Raw genomic sequence first — 20,019 nt, forward strand, 5'->3', positions numbered from 1 at the left:
GTATGAGACTGTAAAATGGAGAAAATCTTAAAGGGCAGGTCAAAAAATGTTGGAATGGTGGACAAAAAACTTTGCCAGTTGTGAATTGGGAGACGAGAGGCTAAACAATCGTGCCTTCTCGATTGGGAAAAAGTTAAGTGAGGGGTTTGGAAAAGCCTTATCAGAAGTGTTTAAGGGAGGAAACGAGTTAAAGAGGGCCTATGAATTTTTGGGAATCCGAAAACAGACTTTGTCAAGATAATAGAGCCGCACTGTGAAATGACAACTGCCGCCGTAGAAGAATATAAGATAATGCTATCAGTCGGAGATACGACCTTCTTAGATTATCGCAATATCAAGGAAAAAAGGGAAGGGTATGGGCCGACTGGAAAAGGAGGGAATGGATTAATACTGCATAGTGCTTTAGCAATTGAGCCAGAAAAAGGACAAGTATTAGGTTTATTATGGCAAAAACTGTGGAATAGGGAGGTAAAAGAAAAGCCCCCAACAGATGAAACGGCGAAGCAGAAAAAAGAAAGACAGAAAGAACAAAGAAAAGCAGCTCGTCAAAGACCATTTGAGGAAAAAGAATCCTACAAATGGGTAGAGGCTCTAAACACCTGTGAGAAACAGGTAGAAAGTTCAACGAGGGTAATTCATGTATTTGACAGAGAAGGAGATGTTTCAGAAGTCTTTGACTCAGTGCGTCAACTCAAGCATACAGGAGTGCTGGTCAGAGCGTCTCATAATCGTAGTTTAGACAAAAATAGTGAACGACTTTGGCAACATTTGGAATCAGAACCGATTCGTTTTCATCAAGAAATCGAGATTCCGAGTACAGGAAAAAGAAAAGCACGGAAGGTTAAGCTTGCCGTCCGATTTTGCTCAGTTAATCTACGAACTCCCTATCGTTTTGATAATCGTGACCCGTTGAATGTCTATGCTGTTTATGCGACAGAAATCGATTGTCCCGAAGGCGAAACTCCTTTATCTTGGATGCTTCTGACTACAGAAGTTGTTGAGACTATTGAGATGGCTGTCACTATTCTTCGTTGGTACACCTACCGATGGCGGGTTGAAGAATTTCATAAAGTCCTTAAGTCTGGTTGTCAGAGTGAGCGTTATCGACTTGCCTCTGATGGAATGAAAACTCTTTTGGGTTTTTTAAGTGTCATTGCTGTTGAACTTTTACACGTTACTTATCTTCATCGTACCCAGCCCGATGCTCTCGCGATTGAAATTCTTAATCCTCTTCAACTTCAGGTGTTAAAAGCAGCCGCCTCTCAAAAACTTCCCCCTATTTTGACTGTTGCTTGGGCTGTCGAGTCTGTTGCTTTTCTTGGTGGTTATCTTGAACATCGTCGTAAAACTCCTCTCGGTATCCAAGTCCTTTGGCGCGGTTGGTTGAAGTTGCATGACCTTTGCCAAGGCTGGCAGCTTGCAATCCGCACTTAACGGGAAAAGTCAGGTTGAGCAATCCGTTCACTAGGGTAGCCATAGGATGGTAATGTCCGAAACCATCGAGGAAAATTAGCCCAAATCCCCTGGGGTAACTCTAAGGCGAGAATTTGAAGTAGCCCTAAAGCAATGGCATTAAGGTTAACAAAACGCTCAAAGGCTTCTACCTTGTTTAAAATCTGAGTCTGAACAGCTTGTGGATAGTCACTGAGGATAAGATTGCTGGGCCAGGTAGGTAAAGTAGGAAGACTCTTAAGCCAAAAACGATAGGCAAAGCTGCCCAAAAGATGGACTAATTGACGAAAAGTGACTTCAATCTTAAATCGGAGACCGTAAGCGGCAATAATCTCAGGTCCAGTCAAACAGAGATCAGTAGAAAGCAGAATCAGTCGTCGTCCGTTAGGCAATTGGGTCAGAACAAACTTGACGAGCTGATGGGGACTATCCCAGTGGAACTCAAAGCACTGATAAGAAACCGTGACTTGTTGACCATAGAGCCAGACTTTAGCTGTCGGAAAGTCCGCCGCCAGAGCGAACAGCTTTTCTAGTTTTATCGAACTCCCCCAAATCCGTGGTCGTCCTCTCCCCGTCAGCGTCGGCACGGAACAAAAGGGGGCATAGGCGACGGTGGAGCAACGCACTCTTGTGATTAGATGCAAGGCGTTCTGGCGAAAACTTTTGAGCACTGGTTCGCAAGCAAAATAAGCATCCAAAATTACATAACTCCCTGCCTCTGCGTAAGTAACACAAAGGTCAGCCATTTTTGTCACCAGGCTCGTCTTCACCTTTTTTTTGCCTTTTCCCTCCCCCTTCTCGGTTGCTTTGGACTTGATGCCATCGTCTAGCCGCAACACTAAGGGCAAGGCAAAGCAGGCTTTCCCTACTCCCACCAAAATACTCAAGGCATTGAAGTAATGACCCCTTATCCACTCTGGCTTGGACACATCTTCCGATTCTTGGTGTAGTCGTTTTACACCTGGCATCTTGCGTCCTTCTTTCCCCACTTTGATGCCATCACCCACATACACCCGTTTCCCTTTAATTCTGTATAGACTTTCATGCTGACTTAGCCACTTTGACCATTGTAAAGTTAGTCCTTCGACCCTAAACGCCTTGGAATCAAACCAATGTAGAGCCTGATTGTAGTAGCTCTCTGTTCAGCCAATGGCATTGACATAGCTAGTTATTGCGCTGGGTTGGCTGTTGAGCACTACTCCCCAGACTAACAGGATAAACCATTGGAACGTTGCTTCTCGGCTAAAGGCTGGACGGAGATTATTGAGGATTTGCTCTAGTCGCTGACATAGTTGCATAATTGATAGATAGCACTGGCTATCGATTTTCTTATATCAGCCAGTTTCGGACATAACGGCACTCTTTTGTATCGGATGTCCGATTTTCTTTTCTCCACTTACACGCCTCGAGAACTTCCCACTGTCCAGCTCGGAACGAATATCGGCTTAAAATTGCGGTCGCAGTTTCAACTTCCCCTTTAGTAAGATTATTGGGGTAAAAAAAGCTTGTAGGATTGGTTGTCTAGAATGATGCGTAAACCTAACCACATCAACACAAAAGGAAAAAGCTTACTTGCATAACGACTGAGTACGAGAGCAATGCCAGGAGTTCGAGTGAGGTGATAGGACATAAAGAGCCAGGTGCAAACAATCAGATAACAAATGGGAACAATGACCGCCAAACTTTGCAGGCTACTACTGGCAAATAAGGGAATATAAATACCCAAATTATTGCCCCCATTGGAGATAGTGACAGCAGAAACTCTATAGGTTTGGCGGTCTTGGATTACGTCCAAAAGCGATCGCTCACGGGAATCAAAGCCGTGAAATCTGGCATTCTGTTTGAGATTGGTTGATTTATCTTTAGCTGAATCATCTTTTTTATTGACAATTAGAAGGCGTAAATTATTCAAACCAATGAGTATTGGCAGAATTCCCAGTAACCCAATCCAATCTGATGAAATCGCTAAACCAATCAGGAAACCAACTAAGCTAATACTGATGAGAGCGGTAAAACCGATCAGTTCACCGACAACAACGTGCTTAGGGCGAAAAGTACGATTCACTTCACTAAAAAAGCCCGTCAGATAAATGTTGTCATCAAAGGTTGTCGCTACAGCGGCCGCTAACCCGATCTTTATTGTTTCGATTAACCAATCCATAACTGATTCAGCTTTTTTTTATAATCCCAGTAGCGATCGCGAAATTGAGGTGACTTATTTCATTCCATTAAATAACCTAGAATATTGAAGAGAGAAAATGGGTTCTTCTGGCTTTGCGGTAGAAGATGTATAATAAGATACACTATATGAGGACGACATCAATGTTATTTTTTCTGGAAAATCTTCTGAATTTACCAAAAGTAAACATAAGAAATGTGATTCAAGAGGGAAAACAAGCGTTTTTAATACTGAGTTGTCAAGAGGAAGAAGTCAAATGTAATTATTGTGGTAGCTTAACGGATGAATTACATCAGACGAACAGTGTATTAGTAAGGGACTTGTCTATCTCTGGTCAAATGGTATATCTGAAAGTCCCTCGTCGTAAATTTTACTGTAAAGATTGTCAAAGGTTTTTTACAGAAAATCTAGAATTTATGGAAGCCCGTAGGAAATACACAGTGAGGTATGAAGAATATATTTATGGACGAGTAAATGTGAGCAGTGTGGAACAAGTAGGTAGAGAGGAATCTCTATCATGGGATCAAGTGAATGGAATTTACCAACGTCAATGTGAAGCTAAAAAAAAAGATTGGCAAGGAGTAAAACACCTCGGGATGGATGAAATAGCGAAACGAAAAGGTCATCAGAATTTTGTAACAGTGTTAGGAGATATAGAGAAAGGAGAATTAATAGAAGTGATAGATAGTCATCAACAAGATAAAATCATCGAAGTGCTGATGAAGAAAGAATTAGAGGTGAGGGAAGGAGTAGAACAAGTGAGTGTAGATATGTGGGGAGGATTTCCTAAAGTAATAGAAAAAGTATTTCCGAATGCAGTAATTGTAACAGATAGATTTCATGTAATGAAGGCGTTGAATGAAGAATTGAATAAAATCCGTAAACAGACAAAATTGAATGTAAAAATCAAGGGAGAAAAGTGGCTATTATTAAAAAATAAAGAAGACCTAAAAGAGGAAGAGTTAGAAAAACTAGAATTGGTGTTAAAGCAATCTGCTCGTTTGCGTAAAGCGTATGAATATAAAGAGTCATTTAGAGAGATATATGAAAAAGTAAATGATAAGGAAGAAGGAAGATTAAAATTTACAGAATGGTTAGAGAATGCAAAGAGCATTTATACAGATGTAATTAGCACAATTCGTAGGAATTTGGACTCTATTTGTAACTACTTTTTGAGTCGAACGACGAATGGGGCAATGGAAGGCATCAATAATCGTCTTAAACTAATCAAGCGTCAAGCTTATGGATTTATGAACTTTGATAATATGCGAAATCGTTTTTTAGCTTGCTTTTCATGATAAGCTTTAATTATCACTCTTTGTTCAGGAGAACCGAAAATGAGCTTTGTGTATGGGTTATAACTCGTATTCTGACGTGATTAAGCTAGGTTATAAATAGCCCTCGAAGCTTAACACTCTGTCAAGATTTTTACGTGTAACAAATGATTCATTTTAATCATCAATTATTTTTATGGAATGACTTCGATGATCTAGTCGATAGACGGCGTTATACTGAGAGCCAAGCAAATTGGTCATTTAATCGATTTTAACATTTTATCAATCAGTTCTTCAATAAAAAATTAGATCTGTTTAATCTATTTAAATGTATTAAGTGTCTATTCAGAAAATTTTATTTTGTTAATTATTTACTTGTTTTAATGATGATTAAGCATTTAATTGACCGTTTATTTGGACGCACTGATCAAAAAATATTGCGATCACGCAGTGCCGCTTTGCGATCGCTTAAATCAATTATGCGGCGATCGCCTACCCACAAGTTTGCCATTCTATTTTTGATCGGCTTTGTCTCCGTCGGAATCTTGAGTTTGGCATTTAATAGTTCTGCTGAAACTGCTTCTCAAGCAAATGATAACGCCCTTTCTTTACTAGGCTTCAAATTTCCTAAAACTTCAACACCCCGATTATTAGAAACCATCGGATTATTTGTCGGAGGAATCCTTTTTTGTGTTGTGTTAGATCGTTGGTTTTTCAAACGTTCTGCTCCCACAGATAACACCCCCTTAGCGCAACAAGCACGAAAACTCAAGCAACTCAAAATTGGCTATCCAGAAGGAATGACCAATCTAGAAGTTCTTCGTAGTCAAGGTTTTCTGGAACAACGTTTACAGCCCTTTGGACTGACGATTACCTGGTCAAGTTTTTTATCTGCCTCTTCTCTCATCGAAGCACTCAGCAACGGAACGATTGATTTTTGCGGTGGTGGTGGAACAGCCAGTATTTTTTCCCAGGCGGCGGAACATCTGTTTGTACGGGTGGCGAGGGAAAAATATACCGCACCCAAGGGTCAAGCGATCTTGGTTTTAGAAGATTCTCCGATTCAATCATTAGCAGACTTGAAGGGTAAGAAGATCGCGTTTGATCAAGGCTCCAGCGCGCATTATGTCTTGATCCGTGCTTTAGAAAAAGTGGGACTTGAATTTAGTGATATTGAGCCAATTTATCTAACTCAGCCCGATGCCCTGCCTCAATTTCGTCGGGGAGAGGTAGATGCCTGGGTGGTTTGGGTTCCCTATACACCGACGGAAACCCGCAATGCCTATCCAGGACGATTGATTGCAGACCTAGAAAGTATTTTTGGGGATAATGTCTCTTTGGAAGTACCGACTTTGTATTACGCTATTCCAGAGTTAGTCCGTGATTATCCTGAACTACTTAAGGTGATTTTAGAAGAAGTAAACGAGGCGGGAGCTTGGGCGAAGAAACAGGAATTAGAAGCGGCGCAACGATTGACAGAACACCATGAACTCGATCCCCATGTTCTGGCAAATTTACAACAACGTAGCATCGAACGAGCTATTATTCCCATTGATGAGCCTTCACTGACTGCTCTACAGCATCAAGCGAATGTTTTTCGAGATTTAAGGCTGATTCCTAAACGAGTGAATGTGAGAGATGGAACCTATAGCTTGCAGACTAAACAAAACTGGACGTATTAACACAGTTCATAAAAAAGTATGCTAGTTTGTACAATGAGCTTTTTGAGTGATTATAAAGAGATTTCCCTGTAATCGTTCCATTTTAAAGTGGTGATATACGGAAAGATTCTTAAGAAAATCTGTATTTGGAGTAATATATGGAAAGTTTTCGTACGATTATTGTTACGTAGCTCTACCTGAATCAATTGTATTCCGCTCGTCTTTGATTTGAAGATTTGAACAAAAAAATCATTCTCGTGGCTACCAAGTGTAAAAATCTGTTGTATTCCGCTCGTCTTTGATTTGAAGATTTGAACAAAAAAATCATTCTCGTGGCTACCAAGTGTAAAAATCTGTACCAGTCTATGCTGGAAATCTATTACTCACCCTTAGAGAGCATTGTATGGCTAGTGAATTTGAAGTCAGTGGACGAAATACTGAAGCACTTTTCACGTTAAAGCTTCATCGTGGCGATGGTATGCTACTTCTAGCTATGAACTGGAAGAAAGGTGAACCACCATCAGACTTTGTGGGCTTTGCCATCGAGTATAAGGAACCTAATGGGCAAAAGTTTTTTGTATTAAGGAATCGTCTCGGTTTTCCAGATGTTGATGGCCAAGTCAATCCAAATCAGATCTCGACTAGACTTTCACCTATTCAGAAATTCCGTTGGGTACATTTCCCGCGCAATGCTAATAGTCCGGGTGGATTTGTTTATCGAGTTTTTCCGGTATTTATGAATGCCCAAGATGAATTGAGTTATGGCGACTTCCAAGAGGCTGTGATCGAGCTTCGGCGCGAAACCTATCCCGACGTTCTCAATGTCGCATTCACTCGCGGTTTCGTATCGTCGCAAGCATTTGTCGAGCAATATCAGTCGGCGGGAGATATCTCCACCTTGTTGCCTGCAAAGGCAGCCGATGGCTTAAACTTTGAGCCTTCCCATCCCAAAGCGAAAGAGGCTTTAGACTGGATGGGATTTGAGGCGAGAAGTGCGATTCTTGAAGTGCTCGATCAAGCGATTGCTGATCAAAATGCTGAAGTCAAGGTTATTGCCTTCGATTTGAACGAATCTGAAATCGTTAACCGCTTGGAGCAACTTGGATCGCGATTGAGCATCATCATCGACGACAGCAAAGATCACAAAGAGGAAGGCTCTAGTGAGAATCAGGCAGAGGAGCGACTGATTGTCTCAGCAGGTGCAGAGGCAGTGAAACGGCAACACATGTCATCACTCCAGCATAATAAAATCATCATCGTCGATAGTCCTACAATTCAGACTGTTGTCTGTGGCTCGACTAATTTTAGTTGGCGCGGTTTTTTCGTGCAAGCCAATAACGCGGTAGTTTTACAAGGAATTGATGCTGTCAAGGTATTTACAAGCGCGTTTGAAAATTACTGGCAACAGCCTAAAGACTTCGAGGATACTTCATCCGCTGGGTGGAACGATCTGAACTTACCGTCGATTGACGCTCGCGTGGCCTTTTCGCCCCATAGTTCAGCAAACGCACTCCTCCAGACAATCGGTGATGATATTAATCGACACACAACCTCCTGCTTGTTCTTTTCGCTGGCATTCCTATATCAAACCAAAGGCGCGATTAGAGATGCGATTGAGAAGATCCTAAAGGACGAGAATATCTTTGTTTATGGCATCTCCGATAAGAAAATTGGCGGTCTCGATCTCCAAAAGCCAGACGGTAATCTTGCGCCAGTTTTTCCAGCTGCCCTAACAAAAAATATCCCTAAGCCGTTTTCTGCTGAGCCAACGGGTGGCGGCGGCACTCGAATGCATCATAAGTTTGTCGTCATTGATTTCGACAAGCCGACTGCCAGAGTCTACCTCGGCTCCTACAATTTTTCGCCAACAGCAGACACTAAAAATGGTGAAAATTTGTTGTTGATCAAAGACCGCCGCATCGCTGTTTCTTATGTTGTTGAGGCAGTGCGAATCATCGACCACTATCATTTCCGAGTGGTGCAGCAGGAAGCGCAGGATGCTCAAAGAACTCTTCATCTCAAAAAGCCACCGCGTCAGACTGGCGAGAAACCTTGGTGGGATGAGGACTATCGTAATGCTCAAAAGATTCGCGATCGCGAACTCTTTGCTTAAACGAGATTGATTTGCTGTATTGTTATTTACACATACTTAAAGGAGTCCCCTAATGAAAAACTATGGTGTTTTGAAAGGAACAGCCGTTCAATATAAACGAGACGATGACCAAGATCCTCACTCAGAGCTTCTGATGAAAGTCAATGGCGAGAGTTTCCGCATTGCTATTAACGTAAGATCGAGCCGCGGACCGATCGAAAAACGGCTGATTGAATATTTGATATTAAACGATATTAAGCATCCAGTTGTTGATCGCGCACGCGAACTACCTGAAGGTTGGAATGACCTAAAAGATGGGGTTAAGGACGGTGCGGCGATCGACTATATCCGCAGTAACATCTTCCGAGCAACGGATATGAAACCGATCGTGCATACTAAGCCAGGTCCCCACAATGATCTCTTCGAGTTTGTAGAAGATCTCCTCCAACAAGCGATCTCGGAAGATGCGGTTGTTTACGCTTTTGGCGAACGATGGGGTCCTGAAGATGATAAACCAGATCAATACTTTAACTTTGAGCCTGGGAACGGAACTCATCTAATTCACATGAATCAGGGTGGCAAAGGTGATGGCAAAGGTACCTTCCGCGACGGTGCTCTTATTGTTGATTTTCCTAAATCAGGCAGAGCTTCAGCACTTTTCCTGAAATTTCAGAATCAAGTCTGGCACACTGACGAAAAAACTGCGACACCAATCGATGGAGCCCCAAGAGTTCCTGAAATCCCAATTCCCGCCACTGGAACGATCGATCCTTGGCCAGTGGTTGCTCCTGATTCCCCATATCGCTTGGCACGAATCATTGCAGCAATGGTCAATCCACGTAGTGATGACCCTGGACATGAGTTCGTAACGATCCTGAACATTTCCGATAAGACTTTAGATCTAACTAATTGGCAGATCCTCGACCAACAAGATAAAGCCGAAACGATCTCTGGTTTGATCGAACCAGGATCAGCAAGTGTATTTCAACTCAGTGGAGATGGAGCACAACTGTCAAATAAGGGCGGTACGATCACACTGCTCAATGCAGAAGGACTCAAGGTTGATGGTGTTGCCTATACTAAGGGCGACGCGAAAGCTGAGGGTAAACCAGTTGTATTTTCATAAGTGTTGATATGGATGACTTAGTGGTAATAGTCGCTCAGTAGTGTTCTGAATCTGTGGATAAGAAACATCACAACGAATAGACTCGCTGTCTTTCAGAAATGCTGCTCACAGATCTAGAACATTACCTTGCCTTATTTGACCAATAAATCAAAAAACGTTTCTTTATCAAGACCAATATCTTCAATCATTCCCATTAACGTACCTTGTTTAATATCTTTACCAGAATGAAGCGGAATAACCACCCGATTGCCACGACTGTCTTTGTAAATCGCATGACTGCCTTTTTGTCGATCCAGATAAAAACCTAATTTTTTGATAACCTTTAGGAGTTACGCATTGACAGAATAACAAAATTGTGTAGCAACGCAATTGCGCCATTTGAGCCACTTTGAGAAAATCTGTATGAAGTGAAAAAATGTTCAACAAACCCGACCCATCTTACTGAAAACCTCTCATAAGGTAACAGTAGATACCAATTTTCCGTGATGCACAGGGAGCAACTTTTGTCAATGCGTAAGTCCTAACCTTAATAAAATCCTTAGCCTTTACACTCAGAAAATTGCTCATACGAAAATACTTAATCGCTTAACAATTAAATCCTCTTTCGGAATGGGTTGATTATCAGCGAGCAAACTTTCAACGTATAATTCAATCGCCTCTGTAATATTATCAATCGCTTCTTCAAAAGTGCGATCGCGTAGATTAGATTAAGACACGAAACCCAACCTGACACTAGCGATAAAGATCCTGAAGAAGATCAATCCCACTAACCTGTAAGATACGATAGAGAGGTCTAAAAAAGCCGAATTGCGATCGGGGAGTCAGCGTATGCAAACAATCCTTTTAAGCCGCGAAGAAGTTGCGCGTCGGGCAAAGCAACTGTACGAGAACGGAATCCGCCAAAAGGTCGAGGTCGAAGAAAATATCGGCAAGATGGTCATCATCGACATTGGGACAGGTGATTATGAGATTGATAAAACTGGACTACAAGCATCCCGTGACCTCAGCAAGAAGCACCCAAATGCCCGCCTCTTTGGGATTCGGATTGGATACAATGTTGCTGTCTCCTTTGGTGGTGTCATGGAGCGTGTTTACCAGTGATTTCTGGAATTGTGACCAATAGAAACGCAACGGTCGCTCTAACGTTCTTGTTGCCAAATGGATCAACTATCTCCATTGAGTTTGTCATCGATACAGGATTCACAGGGGAATTGTGCCTTCCCTTAGAAGCAGTTTCACTAATGGGTTTAACCTTTAGACACGATACTTTTGCAAATTTGGCAGATAACAGCGAAGTATCACTACCACTTCACGAAGCGACTGTCCTTTGGGATGGTATGGAACGGGATGTCTTGGTCATTGCCACAGGAAGGCGACCTCTGCTTGGAACCGCTTTGCTAGATGAACAAGAGTTGGTGATTCAGTTTACAGAAGGGGGATTGGTGACGATTGATGAATTGTAGTGCGATTAGTGCGATCTCGTAGATACTGTGTTAAGTGTCAAGGGGAAGCAGGCAAAAAATCAGTTTCCTCCTCTAAAACAACGTTAGGAAGAGCCAACTTAGTCTGGTCAAACGGTTTCCCTGACTTGAGAACCCCGTAAACAATCCGAATGAGTTTGTGCATTACAACCCCAACGATCTGCATTTTATTTTTTCCTGCCTCTAAAAACCGTTCTCGCAAGTCCTTGATGGGAGAACAATGACGCATAGAACTCAAGGCAGGAAAATAAAGAGCCTTACGTAGGGCTTGCTGAAAAAGTCAAAAAACGAAAGAAATGTGGGTTAGGGAAGTATGGACTGAAAAAGCATAGATAACTTATCCTTATGGAAACAAATCAAAATACAGATTTTGTTTAATCTATTGTTCCTTTCTGTCTAAAAAGGTCAACACAAATCACTCCTCACAAAAGAGAGGAAAATTAACACCATTTTTCACAAGAAAAACGACTCTACAACTTTTTACTTTTTGTCTTCTGAAGTAGAGTAGAAAGATTCATTACCAAAAAGTTCATCGCAATTACCGTTTCCGAGGTCTCAGGTAGTTTGGCCATCACTCGACCAAGACTAAATTTCCTCTTTCCCTGTCCGAATTTACCCTCAATGGCATTACGCACTCTTTCATCTGAGCGTGCCTCTTTCTTTTTTTCTTTGCTCACCTCTTTCGGCGGTCTTCCCAATCGGGGACCACTCATTCTTATATCCCTTTCTTTACAATAAGCTCGATTCGCTTTTGTTCGATAGATTTTATCCACATGAACCGATTCCGGATAACATCCTGTTTCCCTTTTATATTCTTCTATTCGCGCTTGTAAATCTCCCGATTCGTTGTAATTATCCCAACTTAATTTGTCTAAGAAGACAAAGCCATTCACATTACTTGCCGATATTTTAGCTCCAAACTCTACTGCTTTTCCCGCTTTTCCACGCACTATTGGACGCACGTGAGGTTGGCTTACACTCACAATTCTGTTTTCTACTTTATTTGTCTTTTTTTCATACATTTCTAACTGTTGCTCATACACTTTTCCTATCGTTACAAGCTCTTCTTGCTCTTTTTTCGTTAGTTTTTCTAACTTTGCTCCCTCTTCTATCATTTTTTCTATATGAGACAAGTTTCTTTTTATATATCCTAGTTGTTTTTTTGTTCCTTTTCTTCTTTCTTTTTTTGACACACGACGTTTTTTTGCTATGGCTAAGTACTCTTTTCTTGCCACTTCCCTATAAGTCCTCGGCTTTTCTTTCCTTTTCTCTTTTATTTCTTCATACAGCTTATCTATTATTTTTTCTGTTTTTTCTCTGGCATCATTCAATATTCCTATATCCGTTGGATATTTTATATCTGCTGGTGTACAAGTCGCATCTAACAATAACTTTCCTTCATTTTCTTTTTTTTCTGACGCTACACCCGTCGCTTTTTTTCTATTTCTTTATTAATTTTATTTATTAATTCCATTCCTATTTTTTTACGAAAATGAACCATCATTGACGCATTAAATGCTTCTTTGCTACTATAGCTTTCCATTCCTATAAAGTACTGTAAATAAGGGTTCTCTTTTATTTGTTCTACTGTTTCTCTGTCACTTTTTCCTGAAATTTCTTTGATAATTAATGCTCCTAATGCCATTCTAAATGATTTGGCTGGGGCTCCTTTTTTTTCTGTGAAGTTTTTTGCATATTCTTCCTCATATTCTTCCCAAAGAATCATTTTTGACATTTCTATCCAACGATTTTCTTCGTCTAACTGCCCGCCGAACAGATTTTTCAAGTTTTCTGGTGTTTCAATTGAGTACTGTTGCTTTCGGTACATCTGCTTTCTCTCTTCTTAATGCAATGGTTTTGAGGCATTCTACCCTATTTTCGTGCATTCTAGCGGTTCTTAATTCGCCTACTATTTTTCTCCGTAAAGGTCTCAGCTTTTTTCAGCAAGCCCTACGTAAATGAGGATTACCAATTTTACACAACCGAGTTTTCCCTTTAACAGAGGTTCCCGATTGATGCTCTTGAGGGGTTAAACCCGCAAATGCCGCTAATTGACGAGCAGAAGAAAACTGATTAATATCGCCAATTTCTGCCAGAATGGTCATTGCTGTCGGCTCACCAATTCCTACAATCGAAGTCAATAAATCTGCTTGACTTTTTAGGGAACTATATTCGTTCAACAATTCTTTTTGTCGCTTTTTTACATTGTCAATTTGAGTTTCTAAAAACACAAGATGAGCTTCAATATCTTCTATGAGACTCTCATCAACTGTTGTTTTTAAACGATTTTTTTCTTGAGTTGCCATCTGCTCTAACGCTCTTAATCGACGGCTATAAGACTGTAATTGTGCCATTTCTGGACTTGGAGGTGTCCAAGCTTGTGGTTTAAGGGCTGCACAGAATCGTGCAATCGTTGTGGCATCTGCTTGATCATTTTTTGTTCGACTCAAGCGACTTTGAGCAAATCCCTTAATTCGGGCAGGATTAACAATACTGACAATGTGACCTAAACTGTGTAAATAAGTTGCTACTGAATGGCCGTGCGTACTAGTTGCCTCTAAACAAGCATGAACTCTTTCCAGTTGGTTTTGCTCCAACCATTTTTTGAGTTGCTCGAACCCTTCAAGGTTATTGGCAAATTCTTTAACCTGACTTTTTTTCTCTCCTTTGAGTAAGGCGGCTGAGAATTTTTCTTTACTAATATCTATGCCGAGAATGGCTTCTTTTTCGCTCATGGTTTAACTCCTTGTGAGTCAGAAAAATAGTTGTCACTCTGCCGCGCTATCCTTGCAAATACTAGGTTTTTTGAGAAAAGCCACGTTGATACTGTCCAGTCTGCGGAAGGTGACATTCCGAAGAACAAATAAGAGGCTCTTTATCTACGAAGCAAGCTTTTTGCTTTAGGTTGGGTTCAGAGTCACTCTTTTTCTTGTTCTTCTTGAGGTTAGGATAACTCCTTTCCCTCCACCTTCCAACATACAAGGGTGCGTTACTCAATGCACCTTTTATCATTTAATGCTATACATTTTCATATTATATTGCGTTACGCTACGCTAACACATCCTACGATTGCTTGAACTGTCAAAACGGATTAGAAAGGTGGTAACTGAAAATGACCAGCGATAATCCCAGGAACTGTAATATCCTCATCTAACTCTTCCCACCGTAGAGCATAGCCGTTTACTTCAACCTTAACCGCCGCCAATTGCTCATTCGTTGCTTGTTTCAAGATGCGGAAGCGATCGCCAGGAAAACCGATAATACGTCCATCACTGAGTTCAACGTATATCATGCGTTCTTCTGCCCAAGCTCGAATGGCGGCAGGCTCAATGGTCATCATAGGATTAACGGTTGTGGAAATCACGATAAGCACTCCTTAAAAGGTCTTGATTTTTATAAACTAGCCTCTCTAGTTCACGTAGCTCATGGGAAGGAATACCACGATTGGAAGCTAAAATGATCATCGGTTCAAGCCAAAATTTACATTCGCCATCAGGAGAACGAACATGAATATGTGGCAGTTCGGAACCTTCATCAGAATAGAAGTGAAACCGAAAGTGTCCAATTCTAATTACCGTTGGCATTCAGTGAAATTTGTAATCATTGAGAATTGCTGGTTCTTTATTTTAATACTAACTGTATGGATCGCCATCGCCGTAGGTTGGGTTGACGCAAGTTAGCTGTAGAATGCGTTACTTAACGCGCCTTTTGCCTTTAATAGTAATACTATTTAGCCGAAACGCCCGCTAATATACTCTCCTGCTTCCTGGGTTTGGGGATTATTAAAAATTTGCTCCGTCTGGCCAAATTCTACTAATTTTCCCCGTCGTTTACCCTGAGCATCACTCTCCGTATTAAAAAAAGCTGTCCAATCGGCAATTCTGGTTGCCTGTTGCATATTGTGAGTCACAGTAATAATGGTGTATTGCTCTTTTAGTTGTAAGCACAGTTCTTCCACTTGTCGGGTAGAAATTGGATCAAGGGCAGAGCAGGGTTCATCCATTAATAAAACATCGGGTTTCATCGCGATCGCGCGGGCAATGCAGAGCCGTTGTTGTTGTCCTCCTGATAAAGTCGTGCCTTTGTCTTTTAGCTTGTCTTTAACTTCATTCCAAATCGCTGCCTGACGGAGAGAAGATTCGACTAATTCATTCAAATCGCCTTGATAGCCATTAGTTCTAGGTGCGTAGGCAATATTTTCATAGATAGATTTGGGGAAAGGATTGGGGCGTTGGAAAACCATGCCCACTTGTCGCCGCAATTTAACCGAATTAATTTTGGGATCATAGATATTTTTATCGCGGTAAATTAATTTACCTTCTACTTTTGCTCCTGGAATTAAATCATTCATACGATTAAAGCAACGCAAGAGGGTACTTTTTCCGCAACCAGAAGGGCCAATAAAGGCAATAATTTGTTGGCTGGGAATTTTAATATAAACATCAACTAAAGCTAGAAAACCGTTGTAATAGACCTTAACGCCTTCGGCATCAAAAACACTATTGTCGGTATTAAGATGGGTGGTCATGGTGGTTGCTCCTTAAGCAAATTGGAAATCAAGAAAAATGTTTTTTAGCCGCCTTAAATTTTGAGTTAAAAGTCCCCTAGAATTGGGGGATTTAGGGGGCATTAATGAACAGTAGAATAGCGTTGACGGATCACAATGGCGATCGCATTCAGAAATAAAATTAAGAGAATTAAAACAATAATGGCTGCTGCCGCCGCATTAGCAAAACCAGGTTCGGGACGAGAAACATAACTAAAAATTTGAATTGGCAGAGCCATAAAACGTTGGAACAAACCTGGATTAAAGGTAAGAAAACTCACTGCGCCCACTACCACTAGGGAAGCTGCATCCCCAATGGCACGGGAAACGGAAATAATCACCCCTGTTAAAATACCTGGGATGGCATAGGGCAGGATATGATGCTGTATCGTTTGCCATTTCGTGCTTCCCAGCCCATAGGAAGCCTGTCTGAGAGAATCGGGAACGGCTCGAATTGCTTCCCTGGCGGTCACGATAATGACGGGTAAAGACAGTAATGCCAAGGTTAAAGCCCCTGAAATTAAAGTCGATCCAAAACCCAACAAATAGTTGAAAACCCCCAGGCCGAGCAACCCATAGACAATGGATGGAACTCCCGCGAGGTTGCCGATATTGATCTCAATCAGAGCTGTCCACCAGGCTTTAGGGGCATATTCTTCCAGGTACAAAGCCGCTCCCACACCAATCGGAACCGCTACCACAATTACAATTAGTCCTAGATAGAGACTGCCGATAATCGCTGGCCGAATCCCTCCGCGATCGGGAAAACGAGAAGGCGTTTCCGTGAGAAAACCTGGGGTGAGCAATCGCCCCAAACCATCATGGAGAATATTGAGTATTAACAAAGCAAGAACAAATAAACCAAGGAGTAATCCAATTAAGAAAACATACTCAAAGATTTTTCCGATCCTTTCTCGCCGTTGTAGTTGGTCATCAAAAATAGCCGTATTATTATTTGTGGTCGAAGATTTAACCATAGTAATTAGTCAATAATTAATCAGTAATTAATCGTATTTTTCCTTAAAGCGATTAGAAATCCAGTAACTGCCAATATTCAGAATTAGGGTAATCACAAAAAGCACCGCCCCGACTGCATACATGGATTTAAAATTGAAACTTCCCCTGGGGGCATCTCCCCCCGAAACCTGAGCCATAAAAGCGGTCATAGTGGCGATCGACTCCAGAGGATTGAAAGTTAAGCGGGGTTGCGCCCCTGCCGCAATTAGCACCGTCATAGTTTCCCCCACCGCACGGGAAACCCCTAAAATAATGGAAGCCATAATGCCTGATAAAGCAGCAGGTAAAACTACCTTAAAAATTGTTTCTAGTTTGGTAATCCCCAGGGCATAGGAACCTTCCCTCAGAGAACGGGGGACAGAATTAATCGCATCTAAGCTAATCGAACCGACAGTGGGAGTGATCATAATCCCCATCATTAATCCTGCACTAAGGGCATTAAAAACCTCTACGGGTAGAATATTGCGTAAGGTAGGGGTGAGAAAAATTAAAGCGAAGTAACCATAAACCACCGTTGGAATACCTGCCAATATTTCCACGGCTGGACGAAGAATCGAAGCCAACCTCGGAGACGCATATTCTGCTAGGTAGGGTCTGCTGAAAAAGTCCACAAAACGAACCTAGATGCCACAGGACGCGAAAAATGGTGACTTCAGAGAGTTGTTTCCAATTTCAACCCCCAGTTTTCCAACGACGTGCATGGGCTTTGAGCCTCCAAAGGCCATAACCTTGCACCTGATCGTTTTTAAAATGCTTGAAAGCATTATCCGGCAAAGGTTCTATACTTATTCAGCAAGCCCTAGGTAAATAGCCGAAGATAATCCCAACGGCACAGCCACGCCAATGGCGATCGCCGAAGTTAAAAATGTTCCGTTGATCAAGGGCCAGATACCAAAACGGGGAGTCACAAAGAGAGGAGTCCATTGGGTATCCAAAAAGAACTGGGCTAGGGTCACATCTTTGAAGAAATCCAGAGTTTCCGTAAAGATAATGGCAATAATGCCAAAGGTTGTGGCCACAGACACGAAAGCGCAGATGAACAAAATACTGCCAATAATTTTTTCGGGAATATCGTCACCCGCCTGTTTAACCAGAGAATTATCCCCAGAAAAAAGAGAGTCATCATCAAAGGCACTAGGACTTAGAGTCATGATCTTAAGATTTCCTCCTTAAAGAAAATTGATAATGGGTTGACCAGGCTTGGCATCCTTAAAAGTCGATCCCGTTTTTCGTTTTTCAAATCTTTCCAGCGTTTTCACATAGGCAAGGTCAGGTAACGGTACATAGCCCACGCCATCCACATACTTCCAAGAATTGTCAACAAAGAAACGCACAAAATGATCAACGGAAGGTTTGCTATCTAAGGCCTTTTTGCTGACGTAGATAAACAGAGGGCGAGTCAGGGGGCTATAAATATTGCGCTTGACATTATCCAGGGGTAGAGGTTTAACACACTTTTTTCCCCCTAAATTTTCCAGCCCCACCGCACTTACCCTATCTTGGCTTTGCATAAAGAAAGCAACCCCCGCAAAGCCGAATCCAAAGGTATTCCCAATCACCCCTTGAATGACGGTGTTTTGGTTATAACTGGGCGTATAGCATTGGTGTCAACTTAAGCCAAAATGCCTACTCACAAAAGATTAGCCTAAAAGCAGGCGGAAGTAAGAGTAGGCTGAAAAAAAGGTTAGTATATAAAAAAGTGAGCAAAAAACAAATGGCAAGACAACATCCTCGGAGAAAAGGAAACCCAGACTTACGTCGTAAGACAAATCAGCCAGGGGTAGAAATCCCTGAAATAACAAAAGAGTTGTTTGAATTACTAGAACCCACAATGTTTACACCATTAAAATATTTACAGGGAACTCATGAGAAAATGATGAGAGATAGGGTGCTAAATTTACCAGTAATGGTGGCATTAGTGTTAAGTATAGTGTATCGTCAAATAGCGGGTATAAGTGAAGCGGTAAGACTGCTAGAGGAAGAGGGATTGCTATGGGTAGCATCATTAAAAGCAAGCAAACAGGCAGTATCAAAAAGAATGATGAATGTGCCAGCCGAAATATTTGCAATATTACTAAAAGGAGTGTTAGAAAAAGCAGCCGAAAAAGGGAAGAAGCTCCAAGTAGGAGAAAAATGGGAAAAAATAAGAGAAAAGTTTAGTGCAGTGTGGATAGCAGATGGCTAAACGCTAGAGCAGATAAGGAAAAATATGAAAATAAGTAAAGAAGAAAAGAGTAAATTGGGGGGTAAAATAATGATGGTAGTGGAAGCCTTTACCCAAAGACCCGTTACTTTATGGTACACAGAAAATGATAAATCAAATGATAAAATATGGTGTAAAGAATTGGCAGCTAAATTACCAGAAAATGGTTTAATTCTCGTAGATATGGGATTTTTTAGCTTTGTGTGGTTTGATTTGTTAACAGAAGCTAAAAAGTTTTTTCTAACCAGATTTAGAGCGGGTACATCTTACAAAACCAAACAAGTATTGTCTCAAGGTAGTCATTACAGAGATGAGATTATCATTATGGGAAATTACCGTTCTAATCCTTGCAAGCATCCGGTGAGATTAGTCTCAGTATTATGGGGAACAATCTGGTATCAGTATTTAACAAATGTGTTGTCTCCCGAACAACTGTCCGCCGAAGAGGTCTGTGATTTATATCGAAGACGATGGACAATCGAAGAAGCCTTTTTATTAACGAAAAGACTTTTAGGACTAGCCTATTTATGGGTAGGTAATAAGAATGGTGTCCAAATCCAGATTATTTGCACTTTGATTTTCTATACGGTCTTAAATCAATTGGTAGGGGAAGTGGCGATTGCTCTAAATCAACCGAAAGAAAAAATCTCAGTAGAGATGGTGTTTCGGAGTCTATACTATGTAGCGAAGGCTATTGCTAGAGGAGAAAAGCCTGATACAGTAACCTATCTGGCTGAACGTGCTAAGTTATTTGGTTTGGTCAAAGCTGAGAGAAAGCGACATCGAGAAAAGGCCGCTCTCAATCAACAAATTTGGGAACCCATTCCTTTAAGTTGACACGGATGGGCGTATAGTCGCTCCGAATATTCCCCCTTTTTTTGGTGATGGACTGAGTGAAATAATCCGCCGTTCCTGAATCCACTGGGGGAGCAAACAATAAAATTCTCTCGTTGGGGAAGTCGGGGTTAACCTGGTTCCAGCTAACGAT

General features: G+C 41.4%; 20 protein-coding genes and 2 pseudogenes. 9 read left to right on the forward strand and 13 right to left on the reverse strand.

Features of this window, described 5'->3' with window-relative positions:
• The first annotated feature begins 46 nt into the window (after positions 1 to 46).
• Both KA717_01135 and KA717_01140 read left to right on the forward strand, forming a co-directional pair.
• On the forward strand, positions 47 to 241 hold the full coding sequence (locus tag KA717_01135) for a transposase (protein ID UXE61618.1): 195 nt from the start codon (positions 47 to 49) through the stop codon (positions 239 to 241).
• 17 nt (positions 242 to 258) lie between these two features.
• A complete protein-coding gene (locus tag KA717_01140; GenBank protein UXE61619.1) occupies positions 259 to 1,434 on the forward strand; it encodes an IS4 family transposase in 1,176 nt (391 codons plus the stop codon).
• On the opposite strand, the gene KA717_01145 is transcribed toward KA717_01140, so the two are convergent.
• The 3 genes from KA717_01145 to KA717_01155 all read right to left on the reverse strand — a co-directional run bounded on the left by KA717_01145 (position 1,431) and on the right by KA717_01155 (position 3,613).
• Positions 1,431 to 2,465 (reverse strand): transposase, encoded by a 1,035-nt coding sequence (locus tag KA717_01145; protein ID UXE61620.1) that lies wholly within the window; start codon positions 2,463 to 2,465, stop codon positions 1,431 to 1,433. The genes KA717_01140 and KA717_01145 overlap by 4 nt on opposite strands.
• A gap of 129 nt (positions 2,466 to 2,594) precedes the next feature.
• Positions 2,595 to 2,750, reverse strand: coding sequence for a hypothetical protein (locus tag KA717_01150; protein ID UXE61621.1), 156 nt, complete (start codon positions 2,748 to 2,750; stop codon positions 2,595 to 2,597).
• A 188-nt stretch (positions 2,751 to 2,938) separates the two neighbouring features.
• Positions 2,939 to 3,613, reverse strand: coding sequence for a cadmium resistance transporter (locus tag KA717_01155; GenBank protein UXE61622.1), 675 nt, complete (start codon positions 3,611 to 3,613; stop codon positions 2,939 to 2,941).
• A 161-nt stretch (positions 3,614 to 3,774) separates the two neighbouring features.
• Here KA717_01155 and KA717_01160 point away from each other — a divergent pair, with 161 nt between their 5' ends.
• From KA717_01160 to KA717_01175, 4 genes are all read left to right on the forward strand, one after another.
• Positions 3,775 to 4,929, forward strand: a complete 1,155-nt coding sequence (locus KA717_01160) for an ISL3 family transposase (protein ID UXE61623.1) — start codon at positions 3,775 to 3,777, stop codon at positions 4,927 to 4,929.
• A gap of 359 nt (positions 4,930 to 5,288) precedes the next feature.
• On the forward strand, positions 5,289 to 6,587 hold the full coding sequence (locus KA717_01165) for an aliphatic sulfonate ABC transporter substrate-binding protein (GenBank protein UXE61624.1): 1,299 nt from the start codon (positions 5,289 to 5,291) through the stop codon (positions 6,585 to 6,587).
• Positions 6,588 to 6,969: 382 nt separating this feature from the next.
• A complete protein-coding gene (locus KA717_01170; GenBank protein ID UXE61625.1) occupies positions 6,970 to 8,679 on the forward strand; it encodes a phospholipase D-like domain-containing protein in 1,710 nt (569 codons plus the stop codon).
• Between the two features lie 52 nt (positions 8,680 to 8,731).
• Positions 8,732 to 9,784: a DUF2278 family protein gene (locus KA717_01175; GenBank protein ID UXE61626.1), complete on the forward strand. Its 1,053-nt coding sequence runs from the start codon at positions 8,732 to 8,734 to the stop codon at positions 9,782 to 9,784.
• 131 nt (positions 9,785 to 9,915) lie between these two features.
• Here KA717_01175 and KA717_01180 read toward each other — a convergent pair whose 3' ends face one another.
• Positions 9,916 to 10,053, reverse strand: a complete 138-nt coding sequence (locus KA717_01180) for a type II toxin-antitoxin system HicA family toxin (protein UXE64516.1) — start codon at positions 10,051 to 10,053, stop codon at positions 9,916 to 9,918.
• Between the two features lie 559 nt (positions 10,054 to 10,612).
• Here KA717_01180 and KA717_01185 point away from each other — a divergent pair.
• Together KA717_01185 and KA717_01190 are read left to right on the forward strand one after the other, a co-directional pair.
• Positions 10,613 to 10,885, forward strand: a complete 273-nt coding sequence (locus tag KA717_01185; protein ID UXE61627.1) for a hypothetical protein — start codon at positions 10,613 to 10,615, stop codon at positions 10,883 to 10,885.
• Between the two features lie 47 nt (positions 10,886 to 10,932).
• The gene (locus KA717_01190; protein ID UXE61628.1) at positions 10,933 to 11,247 is read left to right on the forward strand and encodes a clan AA aspartic protease; all 315 of its coding nucleotides are present in this window, start codon (positions 10,933 to 10,935) and stop codon (positions 11,245 to 11,247) included.
• A gap of 509 nt (positions 11,248 to 11,756) precedes the next feature.
• Here KA717_01190 and KA717_01195 read toward each other — a convergent pair.
• The 9 genes and pseudogenes from KA717_01195 to KA717_01235 form a co-directional block, all read right to left on the reverse strand.
• A pseudogene (locus KA717_01195) lies at positions 11,757 to 13,093 on the reverse strand (IS5 family transposase).
• 112 nt (positions 13,094 to 13,205) lie between these two features.
• Positions 13,206 to 14,000, reverse strand: a complete 795-nt coding sequence (locus tag KA717_01200; protein ID UXE61629.1) for an IS110 family transposase — start codon at positions 13,998 to 14,000, stop codon at positions 13,206 to 13,208.
• A gap of 356 nt (positions 14,001 to 14,356) precedes the next feature.
• On the reverse strand, positions 14,357 to 14,629 hold the full coding sequence (locus tag KA717_01205) for a DUF2442 domain-containing protein (protein ID UXE61630.1): 273 nt from the start codon (positions 14,627 to 14,629) through the stop codon (positions 14,357 to 14,359).
• Positions 14,610 to 14,849 carry a DUF4160 domain-containing protein gene (locus KA717_01210; protein ID UXE61631.1) on the reverse strand — a complete coding sequence of 80 codons (240 nt, stop codon included), beginning with the start codon at positions 14,847 to 14,849 and terminating at the stop codon, positions 14,610 to 14,612. The genes KA717_01205 and KA717_01210 overlap by 20 nt, the downstream gene beginning before the upstream one ends.
• Positions 14,850 to 14,995: 146 nt before the next feature.
• Positions 14,996 to 15,793, reverse strand: coding sequence for a phosphate ABC transporter ATP-binding protein PstB (gene pstB / locus KA717_01215; GenBank protein UXE61632.1), 798 nt, complete (start codon positions 15,791 to 15,793; stop codon positions 14,996 to 14,998).
• Positions 15,794 to 15,894: 101 nt separating this feature from the next.
• Complete coding sequence (pstA, locus tag KA717_01220; protein ID UXE61633.1) at positions 15,895 to 16,788, reverse strand: phosphate ABC transporter permease PstA; 894 nt, start codon at positions 16,786 to 16,788, stop codon at positions 15,895 to 15,897.
• A gap of 27 nt (positions 16,789 to 16,815) precedes the next feature.
• Positions 16,816 to 17,391 (reverse strand): ABC transporter permease subunit, encoded by a 576-nt coding sequence (locus tag KA717_01225; protein UXE61634.1) that lies wholly within the window; start codon positions 17,389 to 17,391, stop codon positions 16,816 to 16,818.
• A gap of 222 nt (positions 17,392 to 17,613) precedes the next feature.
• Positions 17,614 to 17,979, reverse strand: coding sequence for a hypothetical protein (locus KA717_01230; protein ID UXE61635.1), 366 nt, complete (start codon positions 17,977 to 17,979; stop codon positions 17,614 to 17,616).
• Between the two features lie 18 nt (positions 17,980 to 17,997).
• Positions 17,998 to 18,387: a hypothetical protein gene (locus KA717_01235; protein ID UXE61636.1), complete on the reverse strand. Its 390-nt coding sequence runs from the start codon at positions 18,385 to 18,387 to the stop codon at positions 17,998 to 18,000.
• Between the two features lie 155 nt (positions 18,388 to 18,542).
• Between KA717_01235 and KA717_01240 the strand changes: the two are divergent.
• Positions 18,543 to 19,868: pseudogene (locus tag KA717_01240) on the forward strand (IS4 family transposase).
• The last annotated feature ends 151 nt before the right edge of the window (positions 19,869 to 20,019 follow it).

The sequence above is a fragment of the Woronichinia naegeliana WA131 genome, assembly GCA_025370055.1.
Taxonomy (GTDB): Bacteria; Cyanobacteriota; Cyanobacteriia; order Cyanobacteriales; family Microcystaceae; genus Woronichinia; species Woronichinia naegeliana.